Annotated in this window: 11 protein-coding genes; 1 reads left to right on the top strand and 10 read right to left on the bottom strand. The window is 38.9% G+C overall.

Features of this window, described 5'->3' with window-relative positions:
* Positions 1-17: 17 nt before the first annotated feature.
* Together ACFO7M_RS05115 and ACFO7M_RS05110 are read right to left on the bottom strand one after the other, a co-directional pair.
* Complete coding sequence (locus ACFO7M_RS05115) at positions 18-968, bottom strand: 2-hydroxyacid dehydrogenase (protein WP_379734391.1); 951 nt, start codon at positions 966-968, stop codon at positions 18-20.
* Between the two features lie 80 nt (positions 969-1048).
* Positions 1049-1723, bottom strand: a complete 675-nt coding sequence (locus ACFO7M_RS05110; RefSeq protein ID WP_379734389.1) for a hypothetical protein — start codon at positions 1721-1723, stop codon at positions 1049-1051.
* A 552-nt stretch (positions 1724-2275) separates the two neighbouring features.
* Here ACFO7M_RS05110 and ACFO7M_RS05105 point away from each other — a divergent pair.
* Positions 2276-3205 carry a magnesium transporter CorA family protein gene (locus ACFO7M_RS05105; protein ID WP_379717432.1) on the top strand — a complete coding sequence of 310 codons (930 nt, stop codon included), beginning with the start codon at positions 2276-2278 and terminating at the stop codon, positions 3203-3205.
* A gap of 254 nt (positions 3206-3459) precedes the next feature.
* On the opposite strand, the gene mgtE is transcribed toward ACFO7M_RS05105, so the two are convergent.
* From mgtE to ACFO7M_RS05065, 8 genes are all read right to left on the bottom strand, one after another.
* Entirely contained in the window at positions 3460-4812 is a 1353-nt protein-coding gene (gene mgtE / locus ACFO7M_RS05100; RefSeq protein WP_379717434.1) for a magnesium transporter, read from the bottom strand.
* Positions 4802-5581 carry a 16S rRNA (adenine(1518)-N(6)/adenine(1519)-N(6))-dimethyltransferase RsmA gene (rsmA, locus tag ACFO7M_RS05095; protein ID WP_379734387.1) on the bottom strand — a complete coding sequence of 260 codons (780 nt, stop codon included), beginning with the start codon at positions 5579-5581 and terminating at the stop codon, positions 4802-4804. The genes mgtE and rsmA overlap by 11 nt, the downstream gene beginning before the upstream one ends.
* Positions 5582-5682: 101 nt before the next feature.
* Positions 5683-5994: a hypothetical protein gene (locus tag ACFO7M_RS05090; protein WP_379734386.1), complete on the bottom strand. Its 312-nt coding sequence runs from the start codon at positions 5992-5994 to the stop codon at positions 5683-5685.
* 89 nt (positions 5995-6083) lie between these two features.
* Positions 6084-6395, bottom strand: coding sequence for a DUF4286 family protein (locus ACFO7M_RS05085; protein WP_379717440.1), 312 nt, complete (start codon positions 6393-6395; stop codon positions 6084-6086).
* Positions 6396-6509: 114 nt separating this feature from the next.
* Entirely contained in the window at positions 6510-8354 is a 1845-nt protein-coding gene (locus ACFO7M_RS05080; protein ID WP_379734384.1) for a tetratricopeptide repeat protein, read from the bottom strand.
* A gap of 74 nt (positions 8355-8428) precedes the next feature.
* Positions 8429-9700: a serine--tRNA ligase gene (serS, locus tag ACFO7M_RS05075; RefSeq protein ID WP_379717444.1), complete on the bottom strand. Its 1272-nt coding sequence runs from the start codon at positions 9698-9700 to the stop codon at positions 8429-8431.
* Between the two features lie 66 nt (positions 9701-9766).
* Positions 9767-10225 (bottom strand): thioredoxin family protein, encoded by a 459-nt coding sequence (locus ACFO7M_RS05070; protein ID WP_379734382.1) that lies wholly within the window; start codon positions 10223-10225, stop codon positions 9767-9769.
* The gene (locus tag ACFO7M_RS05065) at positions 10225-12444 is read right to left on the bottom strand and encodes a TonB-dependent receptor (RefSeq protein ID WP_379734380.1); all 2220 of its coding nucleotides are present in this window, start codon (positions 12442-12444) and stop codon (positions 10225-10227) included. Before ACFO7M_RS05065 ends, ACFO7M_RS05070 begins: the two co-directional genes overlap by 1 nt.
* Between the last annotated feature and the right edge of the window lie 88 nt (positions 12445-12532).

The following is a 12532-nucleotide window of genomic DNA, read 5'->3' as shown; positions in this document are numbered from 1 at the left end:
TATATCAAACCCTTCCGTCAGGAATAGATTTTAACTATTTTATCAACAATAGTCTGTGCGAGTTTTTCCTTGCTTTCGAATGTCCATCCGGCGATATGAGGCGTAAGCAGCACATTGGTTGCTTTTAGCAAAAAGTCAAATGCTTCGGGTTTTGTTTCATCAAACAAGGTTTCGAAAGAAAGTTTTTCGTATTCCAGTACATCGAGTCCGGCGCCAAGTATTTTTCCTGATTGTAGTGCTTGAACCAAATCGGCAGTAACCACGCTATTGCCTCGAGCCGTATTGATGAACCAGAACGGTTTGTGGAAACCGTTAATGAATTCGGTATTGATCATTTTATCCGTTTCGGGTGTCCAGGGCGTGTGCAAGCTGAGTACTTCCACTTTTTGTTGGAATTCCTGTAAAGTGACTTGTTTGGCATTTTCATCGCCTACATTGTCTAGAATATCGTAGCACAAGACATCGACATCGAATCCGCGTAGTTTTTTGGCGAAAGATTTTCCCATGTTCCCGTAGCCGATGATACCCACCGTTTTCCCGTCGAGTTCATGACCGCGATTGCTTTCGCGGTTCCATTGTCCGGAGCGGACTTCCTTATCCGCTTTATTCAGTTTATTGAGTAAGGACAGTAGCATTCCAAGAGCATGTTCTCCCACCGCGTTTCGGTTGCCTTCCGGCGCGGCGATCAGATGAATACCTTTACTTTCGGCGTAGTCGCAATCGATACTTTCGAGTCCGGCCCCTACCCTTGCGATGAATTGCAGATTGGTTGCCTTATCCAAAAACGTTTGGTCTATTTTAAATCGGCTTCGAATTACGATACCGTGGTAGTGGGCTATTTTAGCTTCCACCTCTTCTTTAGAGGAAGAAAAATCTTCTTCGTTGTTGAATCCGGCTTCCTGCAATTGGTTCCAAAGTAAAGGATGATTGCTGTCGATGTGTAGTATAGTAACGTCTTGTGGTTTCAAAGTGATTGATTTTGATCTTTCCAAAGTTACAAATTTGAATGGCGTAATAAAAAAACTCCCGACAATTCGGGAGTTTACTTTTAGGCTATAGTACTTCTTTTATTGGCGACAGGTGCAACTCGAAGTTTTTTTACCAGATTGCTTATGGTATACTCTTTTACTTTTGGACTCTTATAAAAGAGTATTTTCCCCATTTTGCAAACATCAAGAATATAGTCATTGTACAGTTTGTTATAGCTTTCGACATTTGTATTGGTTCGTAGTTGTCGTTGCTGCATGATTTTACTTTGCAGATTACTTTTGATTGTAATTTCTTCGAATTTGGTTTCCAGCAAATCGGGGAAATTGGATTTCATTGCTTTACCGGTTAACAACTCTGCATTTTCGTTTACCACCTGATTGAGTGCTTTTAAGTTCACCAGCGCCCCTTCAATATTTCGTTTCTTTAAATTGAAGATGGTTTCCTGAACAATGTTAGTGGGTAAACCCGATTTGTTCACCACGATTCCGAAAACCTTTAGCGGTTGGTACAACTCATCGGCCAATTGGTACAATTCCCGTGTGGTCATTTTTTGTTGGATGAGAAGAGTGTCAGCCCTTTCAAGTTGGCGAACCAATTCGGTTTGTGCCTTGAATTCTTGTAAGAACGGTAGTGAGTACCCTACATTTTCTGTTTGAAAAATTGCTTGATCTCTTTCAAAGCTTGCGATTAGCATGTCTGCTAACGGAACGATTTCTTCTTGTTTAATAGTCATAGTGTTTGTTATTAGATTATTACCTCTATCAACAAAGACGTATTTTCTTACAAAATGGTTGCATGGGACAGCAATTTTTTTTCACCCAAGACTTACTTCACTCTTCCCGAGGTCTACTTCGTCTTTCCCAAGCCTTACTTCGTCTTTCCCAAGCCTTACTTTGTCTTTCCTAAGCCTTACTTTGCTTTTCCCAAGCCTTACTTTGCTTTTCCCAAGCCTTACTTCGTCTTTCCCAAGCCTTACTTTGCTCAACCCAAAGCTTACTTTGCTTTTCCCAAGCCTTACTTCATCTCTTCCGCGCCATATTTTGTTCGAGCGAGGCGTACTTGACTACTTCCGAGGCATAGTTTGTTGGCTTGGATCATGATTTCAGAACCAATTTCATTATTCCATAAAAATTAAGTCAATTTTAAGTTTTCTCCGTTTAAGAAAACCTACATTTGCGCCAAATTTTGCTATTCATAATTTACAATGGACGACTCCCAGAGGAAATACAATTAATTTAGAGCAAAGCCATGCCAGTGCTTTGTTCGTCAAACAACAGCCCTAAGCATGAGAAACTTTTACCGCAATGGTGTTTCAGGATTAGACAGTACTGAGAACCTAAACGACAACTGCTGGATTGCCGTAGAAAACCCTACCGAGAACGACAAAGCCTTTTTATTGGACACTTTAGGAATTCCTGAAGCGTTTTACAATGATATTGAAGACGTTGATGAAAGACCCCGTATTGAGGAAGAAAATGGGTGGCATTTGATTATTATGCGCATTCCGTATAAGAATACCGATTCGAAATTACCCTTTACCACCGTTCCATTAGGTCTTATTTTCAAAGACAACTGTTTTGTGTCGGTTTGTTTTTACAAAACCGAAGTCTTGGATGATTTTGTAGTGTATACCCAACGCAAGCATTTGGTGGTACGCAACCATTATGATTTGGTATTGAAACTATTGTTATCATCGAGTATTTGGTATTTGAAATACTTAAAGCAAATCAATCAGCGCATCAAATTAGCGGAAGACAACTTAGAGAAATCGATTAAAAACGAGGAGCTACAAGCCTTGTTGGAGTTGGAGAAATGTTTGGTGTATTTTATCACTTCAATCAAAGGCAACGATATTTTATTTCATAAGATTAAAAACGTCAAATCCGAAAAAGACTCCTTTGATGAAGACCTTTTAGAAGATGTAGATATTGAGTTGAAGCAGGCACAAGAGATGTCTACCATTTACAGCAACATCTTATCAGGGATGATGGATGCATATGCCTCTGTGATTTCGAACAATTTGAATGTGATTATGAAGCGTTTGACTTCGATCTCGATTATTTTGATGATTCCGACATTAATTGCAAGTATTTACGGGATGAATGTACCGAATGCATTGGAAAACAACCCGAACGGATTGCTAATTATCGTATTGGTATCTGGATTTTTGGCTATGGTTGGGGCGTTTTTGTTTAAGAAAAAGAATTTGTTTTAGACTACTTGGATTTTTAGACTACTTAGACTGCTTAGATTTTTAGACTTGCTTAGACTACTTAGGTTTTTAGACTACTTGGATTTTTAGACTACTTAGACTGCTTAGATTTTTAGATTTCTTGGATTTCTTGGATTTCTTGGATTTCTTGGACTACTTAGACTGCTTGGATTTCTGAGACTTTTGGAGTGTTTAATTCATCGATAGTCTAACAATCTAAACTATCTAACTGATCTAAGAAGTCTAACTTGTCTAACTTAAAATCCAAGAATAATTCTAGCGATAGAGAAGTAAATTAAGATTCCCAAGATATCGTTACTGGTTGTAATAAAAGGTCCGGTAGCTAAAGCCGGATCGATACCGTATTTGTTCAAGATGATTGGAATAAACGTTCCGTTGAGTGATGCGATAACGATTACCGAGATGAGCGCTACGGTTACGGTTACACCGATGTGTGCTTCGAAATTGAGCAAGTAATAACTTCCCAGAAACAATATGGAAGCTAAAATTACGCCGTTTAACAAACTCAGGGATAATTCTTTCAATAGGCGTTCCACGATACTTCCGGTGATGGCGTTGTTGGCCAAACCTTGAACAATGATTGCGGACGACTGTACTCCGACGTTTCCGCCCATTGCGGCGATTAGTGGAGTAAAGAAAAACAATTCGGGATGCGTTTTCATGGCCGGTTCGAAGAAGCCCAACACACGAACGCTAATGAATCCGCCGAATAAGGCCAAGACCAACCAAGGCAAGCGAGCACGGGTAAGTTGCAGGATGCTGTCATCTGCTTCTACGTCTTGCGAGATACCGGCAGCCAACTGGTAATCCTTGTCGGCTTCCTCTTTGATCACGTCTAAAATATCGTCGATGGTGATACGGCCTACAAGGCGTCCCATTTCATCTACGACCGGAATGGCTTCCAAGTCGTATTTTTGCATGATACGTGCCACTTCGACATCTTTGGTATCCACTTTTACATAATCCACCTTTTTGATGTAGACATCGCTAATTGGTGTTTTAGTAGAAGTGGTTAATAAATCTTTTAAGGACAATCGGCCTTTCAGGCGGTCGTCGTCGTCGACTACATAAATAGAATGCACACGGGTAACGTGTTCGGCCTGCATACGCATTTCTTTAACACAGGTTAAAACGTTCCAGTTTTCGTTTACTTTCACGAGCTCTTTTCCCATTAGACCACCGGCGGTATCTTCGTCGTAGCGCAATAGATCGACAATGTCTTTTGCGTGTTCGACGTCTTCCAGCTCAGAGATTACCTCTTCTTTTTTGGATTGCGGTAATTCTGCGATGATATCGGCAGCGTCATCGGTATCCAGCTCATCTAATTCTTCTGCAATTTCTTTTGCCGAGAGGTTTTTAAGGATTTTGACACGAACTTCTTCGTCTAATTCCAGAAGCGCTTCGGCTGTTTTTTCGGAATCCAATACCTTAAAGATGTAGCTTGCACCGTAGTCGTCAAGCTCATCCATGATATCGGCAATATCAGCAAAGTGAATATCCTGCAACAAGTTTTCGAGTTCCTGTGCACGGTTTTCACTAATGAGTTGTTCGATTTGAACAAGAAAGTCTCTACTGATTTTAAACTCCATCGGCTGCGATTTTTTGAGTGAGTTCTATGAATTGCTCTACCGAAATTTGTTCCGGACGCAGGTCAAAGATACTATCTTCTCTTAAATTAACAGACATATTAAAGCTTTTTAAGCTATTTCGGAGTGTTTTTCTTCGTTGGTTGAAGGCTGTTTTTACTACGTTGAAGAACAATTTCTCGTCGCAAGGCAGCTTATAATTTTCTTTACGTTTCATACGCATTACTCCGGATTTCACTTTTGGAGGTGGAGTGAATACGTGTTCTGATACGGTAAATAGGTATTCGGTATCGTAGAAAGCTTGGGTTAATACCGACAAGATTCCGTAGGCTTTCGTTCCTTTTTTCTCGCAGATACGCTCGGCTACTTCCTTTTGGAACATTCCGGCGAATTCTGGGATTTGGTCGCGCATTTCCAGTGTTCTGAACACGATTTGCGACGAGATATTATACGGGAAGTTACCGATGATAGCAAACGGTTCCCCTTGAAAGACTTCGTTGATGTTGTATTTCAGGAAATCTTTAGAAATGATTTTGTTGCTCAGTTTGATATAATGGTTTTGCAAATACTCCACAGATTCGGTATCGATTTCAATCACGAAAGTTTCGATGGGTTTCTCCAGAAGGTACTTTGTAAGCACACCCATTCCCGGACCAATTTCCAATACTTTATTATACCTGTCCAAGGTAAGTGCATCGGCTATTTTTTGTGCGATGTTTTCGTCATTTAAGAAATGCTGACCGAGGTGTTTTTTTGCTTTTACTTTATCCATTTTTTTTAGACTGCTTAGATTTTTAGACTGCTTAGACTTCTTAGATTTTTAGACTGTTTGACTATTAGACTTTCTAGTAATCTAAAGACAGTAAGTCAGAATTAGAACCAAGGCTTTTTATTGCCTTCGATAACATCAATTACGTATTGTTTGTTCCAAACGAGGAAACCGCGTTTTCCGATTGCGGCAATTCGTTCTGCCTCAACGCCATTGGAGTGTGCCCATTTTATCCATTTTGGCGTAGCATATTTCCAGTAAAGCCATCCGATAGCTGATCCCAAGATAACTGCCATCCTAGATTGCATAAACATAGACAAAACAACAAGTGAAAAGCAGATTATTAGGGCAACCGGAATGTTGACACTCAATTGACCTCTTACATTCACTTTAGAATCTGATAGCTTGTTATGCATTGTTTGGATTTTTAGACTTCTTAGATTGTTAGACTCCTTAGAAATTATACATAAATCTTAGTAGTCTAAGTAAGTCTAACTGTCTTTTATTAATGCTCTGAAATTAGTTCCAGCTCTGTTCGGAAGGCTAGCATTTTATCACCAAAAAGTTGCAGTCCTTCCATTCGCAAGCGATCGGCGTCTTCGTCGTAGTAGCGTTGCAACATTTCTTTGCTGTCGGTTGTATATTGGATGGAATACGTAACGCCTCCCATTTCTTCTTCTACTAAAACTTTCACCATTCGAGCTGCTGAGAATTTTCCAGTAGCCAACACATCTGCGATGTGTTTGTTTTGCATCCAGTTCATCCATTGGTCGTGAACACTTTCATGGATGTTTATAGTAACGTTATAGATTATCATTTCTTTTCGATTATTAGACTTCTTAGATTGTTAGACTTCTTAGATTGTTAGAATAGTAGATTCTTTCAATCTATTCTTTTTCCAAGATGCCTAAGTTAGTCTAAGCCAGTCTATTTATAAATTAGTGTCTCCTCTTAATTTTCGGAAGTTGTTCCTAGCGTCTACAAAGTAAATACTATCTTGATGATTGAACAAGATTTTCTCGTACAAACTCTTTGCTTTTTCATTATCCTGTAGCTGTTTTCTGTAAATCTCGGCAGAGAAGAACAAGGCTTCATCAATATAAATATCTTCAGCGTGTTTGTCGATGATTTGTTGGTAGAAGGTTAACGCCTGTTGGTAGTTGTTTTGCTTTTCGTAAATTTTACCGATTTGCAACAGCGTTTCATCTTCTATAGCTTGTCCTTTATGTTGTTCCAGAATGGCCTTGAATTGTTCCAATGCTTCAGCATTTTTATTTTGATACGTTAAGAAATCGGCTCTTGCAAATTTTTTCAAAGCCATTTGTGTAGAATCTTCCACCGTATTATCCGAGATTAACAAAAACAATTGCATGGCATCGTTAGCGATTAATTGTGACGTAGACGATTTCAATACTTTGAACTGTTGCTGCGCCCATTCAAAATCGCCTTTATAATAACTTGCTTTGGCCATTTTCAAGCTAGCCTGATGGCCTATTTCGTCATTGGCCAATTCTTCCTCTACCTGAGCGTAGTAAATAATGGCTTGGTTGAATTTTTCATTGAGCAATAAAACATCGGCTAATTCCAGTTTGATTTCTGCCTTTTGGTATAAATCCAAAGGCAAATCTAATGCTTGAGTGAGTATTGTTTTTGCCGATTCGAACTGTTTCAGATAAAAGGCATCGAAGTGCGCTTTGAGGAGTTGCAACGGTAAGGTGTTTCCTGACATTCCGTACTGTTCCAACAGTTGATTGATTCGAAGAGAAAGCTTTGGGTATTCGGCTGGAGTTGCATTTTCGATATCCATTTTCAGCAGGGCATGATTTACCCCGATAAGAATACCTCGATCTTGTGTATTGGCCAAGACAAATTCTAAAATTTCCTTTTCGATTTCTTTTTCTTTTTCGTCTGAAGCCAGGCGAGCCAGGTTTAGAATGTTGCTGAAATTATCCGGATTGCGTTTGAAGATTGCTTTTTCCTGAATGAATGCTTTTCCGAATTCTTTTTGCTGTACAAAAAACCAGCTCATGAATTGATTCCAGAACAAGTCTTGATTTTTTTGTGTTCTTACCAACAATGCCTTGCGCAGGTAGTCAGCAAATACTTTACTATGGTCTTCGGCAAGGAATCGGTTGAGTTGGTTTTGTACCAATAGTAAGTTATTGGGATACTTATAACCGTAATCGATTAGTGCATCAATCATCAGATCGAATTTACCGAGTTGGCCTTGCAGGAGCGCAATTTGGTAATCGAAGTTATTGTTTGGATTCAATTGTTGCGCCAAGGTATAGGCTTCAATCGCCTGAGCAATGAGCACTTTGTTTTCAAATTCGCGCGCTACACCATAAACATGACTTGGATTTTCTTGGATTTTATCGAGTGCCAGTTTGTAATTTTTTTGTGCTTTGTCCAATTGGTTTTGCAATTGGTAGTTGTACCCCAACTCTACGTAGAATTGCGGTGCTTTTGTTCTATCTAATTTCGTTTTAATGGCATTTTCGGCTTTCACAAACTCTTTGAGTTGCTGATAGCAGACGATTTGTCTTTGAAAAAACTGGTGGTTATTGGGTTGAGAACGAATCAAGTCTTCGTAAATCAGAATGGCTTTATCGAACTCGCCACGGTCAAAATAATTTTGTGCCAGAAATTCGTTACCGCCACCTTGTTGTTGCATGTGCGCTTGAGGATTTCCGTCTTTAGGAGGAGTAACAGTATACGTTTGTCCAAAAGCGATTCCGCTTACTAGCAACACTACGATTTGAACAGTATTTCTCATGGGTATAAAAAAACAATGTACTAAGGTAGCAATAATTTTGCCACTTTAGTACATTTTATGTTTTCGTTAAACTTCTAGTTGATGATATCGAAACCAGTGTATTTGCGTAACACTTCAGGGATAACGATTCCTTCCGGCGTTTGGTAATTTTCAATGATTCCGGCTAAGACACGAGGCAATGCTAATGAACTTCCGTTTAATGTATGTGCCAATTGTGTTTTTCCATCTTTTCCTTTGAAGCGTAATTTCAAGCGATTGGCTTGGAAAGTTTCAAAGTTAGATACTGATGAAATTTCCAACCAACGATCCTGCGCTGTTGAGAACACTTCGAAATCATAAGTCAAAGCCGAAGCAAATCCCATGTCGCCACCACATAAACGTAAGATACGGAATGGTAATTTCAATTCGCGCATGATTCCTTTTACGTGCTCCACCATACCATCTAAGGCTTCGTGTGATTTATCCGGATGTTCGATGCGAACGATTTCCACTTTATCGAATTGGTGCAAACGGTTCAATCCACGAACGTGTGCTCCCCAAGAACCAGCTTCACGACGGAAACACGGCGTATATCCTGTAACAGTTACCGGCAATTCGCTTTCCTGTAAGATAACATCACGGTAGATGTTTGTTACCGGAACTTCAGCCGTAGGGATTAAATACAAATCATCTTTGGCATCGTGGTACATTTGTCCGTCTTTGTCCGGCAATTGTCCTGTACCATAAGCCGAAGCTTCGTTAACCAAGTGAGGTACTTGTACTTCTTCGTAACCAGCTTCTGTATTTTTATCTAAGAAATAAGCAATCAGCGCTCGTTGTAACTTGGCGCCTTTTCCTTTATACACAGGAAAACCTGGAGCTGTAATTTTGGTTCCCAATTCAAAATCGATGATATCGTATTTTTTGATCAGTTCCCAGTGTGGTTGTGCGCCTTCGTGCAATACCGGGATTTCACCTTCTTCGAATACATTGATGTTATCGTCTGCTGTTTTTCCTTCCGGAACGATAGCAGCCGGTGTATTGGGTAATTTGTATAATTCTAGCGTTAATTCTTCAGAAACCGCATTCAACACTTCCGAAAGTTCTTTTCCTTTTTCACGGTACTGCGTTGATTTTTCTTTTAGGATTTCGGCTTTAGCTTTTTCCCCCGATTTCATTAAAGCGCCAATGTCTTTGGACAGTTTATTAGATTCGGCTAAAATGTTATCCAATTCCACTTGTGTTGCACGACGTTTTTCGTCTAATGCAATTACAGAATCAACTATAGCGGTTGCATCAAAATTTCTTTTGGCCAACGCTTTAATCACTTCTTCCCTTTTTTCTCTAATAACTGCGATTTGTAACATGACTTAAATTTTTATAAGAACGCAAATTTAAGAATTAGTCGATGCAATGCTGATAAAATGTAAAAATTATTTGAGCTTTTGTAGTATTGCTAACAATTCCTTTGCATTGGTAAAAGAATGCTTTTGAAAAAGCAAGGAATAATCAGTGCCTAGAATAGCAATTGTTGGGTATACTATTTCATTATTTATTGTGGCCAATTCGGTTGCCAATTCATGTACACCAGTAGTAGTACCCGAAGGCTTAAACTGAAACGTACGATTGAGAAAAGTGATGTCTGCTTTTTCCTCCGCATTGAGCGAAACAAAATAAAAGCTGTCATTTAACAGTTGCATCACTTCCGGATTTTTGAAGGTACTATTTTCCATCATTTTACAGTACTTACACCAAGAAGTATGTATAAAAACCAAAGTCGGTTTTGGTGTTGTTTTATTCAATGTTTCGACTTCTTGAAAAGTATGCGTTTTTATTTGCCCGAATCCTGTCCAGGCCAACAAAAACAATAGTATGATGCAACAATTTTTCATTATTTTAAAGTATATCGCACACCTAAAAAGCTTCGGATGCCTTGATTGGGGCCGTACACATAACCCGGATCGAAGCTTAGTTCACCTGGCTGTACATCTTCATCGAATGGATCATCTGCTCCGGCGATAATAAAAGGATTTCCTTTGTTTGGTGTCCAATTCAACAAGTTTTTCACTCCGAAGTATACCTCGCAATTCTTCAACTTATTAAATGTAAACTGAATGTTTTGAATACTCCATACCGGAGAATATTTTTTTCTTGGATCGTTTTCGCCCAAATGAGGTAAACGCATTGGTCCGTAAACATTTCCGGTATAATCGATGTCTAGATAAAACTTCGGAATACGATACGAAACCGACCAAGTACCGGTGAATCTTTCGGTTAAAATCTGACGTGTTTTTACGTCGTTTTCCGTTTTATTGACATCCATAAAAGTAGCTCCCAGGATGAATTTGAGTCCGTTGGTAAACACCATATCGATATTGGTACTGATCCCCTGCGTAACAGCGAAACCATCTAAGTTTTTGTAAATGATCTGATTTGGATTGGTATCATAATCCGGGATGATTGAATTGGTAAAATACGTATACCAAGCTGTCGTTTCCCAACCGATGAAACTACCGTCGTTCAAGTAGAACTTCTTCAGAAAGTTCAGGTTGGCATTGTAGGAACGTTCCGGTTTTAAATCTTCCAAAACAATTACTTCACGAGAACCTGTAAGTGCTGCGTGCTCTTCGGTAAACAAATTCACCACACGGAAACCCGTTCCGGCATTGAATCTGAAAATAGTATTATCATTTTTCTTCCATTTATAAGCCAATCGTGGTGTAAAAATGTTACCGTGATTGTTGTTGTAATCGTAACGAGCACCTAATAATACACTATGTTTTTCTGCCAGTTTAATTTCATCCTGAGCGAAGAGACTCGGAATCCATGTTTCATCTTTTTTCACGGTAGCCGGAGTATTGTCATCGTACAATTGGTAACGGATTGCCGTTCCGAAAAGGAAATCATGTTTTTTTATTTTTTTATCCCACGTTAGTTGACTAAAACCGATTTTTTGTTTCGCTAAATAGGGAGTGGTCCCGTAGACCGAATTTTGATCGTGGTCTGTATACGAGAATGAAAATAGTAGTTTTTCTTTTACCGGCAGTTCATACGCCCCTAAGATTTCATAGCGGCTTGTGTAAATACTTTCTCCATAGACTTCATTCCCACCGCGGTGTTTTTTTCTCCATTGCATTTCGCCACCCCAGCGGTCTTCATAAAAATAACGTCCAGCCATAGAGAATAGCTTTTTACTTTTTCGGTTTAAGTTCCATTTTTGAAAAACCGATATTCTGTCTTGCAAAGTTACATCGGTAAAATTATCGTCATTGTTATCGATTGGTTTTGAATAGTTGAAGTAATTAACTCCCGTAAGAACCGAAATTTCCTTTCCAATATTTGCCTTCAAGCCTAAATCCAAATTGGCTTCACCCCAACTCGTAGAAAAACCGTCGATGGCAAAAGAAGGAGCATTTTTAGGGTTTTTAGTAATGATATTGATTAATCCTCCAACGGCTTCACTACCATACAACGAAGATGCAGGACCTTTTACGACTTCGATTCTTTCCAATAGTGAATTAGGGATACCTGATAATCCATACACTGTTGACAATCCACTCACAATTGGCATTCCGTCAATTAGAACCAAGGTATAAGGTCCTTCCAAACCGTTGATATGAATGTCGCCCGTATTACACACATTGCAATTGAGCTGTGGACGAACACCATTGACATTTTGAAGCGCTTCAAAGATATTTGCTGTTGGATTTTTTTTAAAAAATGAAGGCTTATACACTTCTACAGGAACTGCACTTTCCAATCGGCTTACCGGTTTAAGCGTTCCGGTTACCACAACTTCATCTAGTTCATTCTGCTTTTGTTTTTGTGGAATCAAATCGAAGTTTACCGTTAAACCTATTGTATCCTTAATTTCAATTTTCTTTTTCTGACTTTGAAAGCTTTCAAAAACCACACTGATTTCGTGGTTTCCAAGGCTTACATTTTCGAACACATAGTTCCCTTCACTATCTGTTTTTACCTTTTTTATTTTATCAAGAGTAATGACAACATTTTCAAAAGTTATTCCATCCGACGACACCGTTCCTTTAACGCTTTGTGCGTTCAATAAGTTGCACAAAAGGATTCCTACAACTATAATTAGCTTTTTCACAATTGTGATTTTTATATATTTAAATTAATTTTTAGACAAAGCTAAAAATTAAATTTTAGAAAGCAAATATTTTAATTAAATTTGCCTT

Origin of the sequence: Flavobacterium sp. GCM10023249 (genome assembly GCF_042653365.1) — a bacterium.
Lineage (GTDB): Bacteria > Bacteroidota > Bacteroidia > Flavobacteriales > Flavobacteriaceae > Flavobacterium.
Note: the sequence above shows the minus strand (reverse complement) of the source record. Positions and strands in the feature narration are given on the sequence as shown.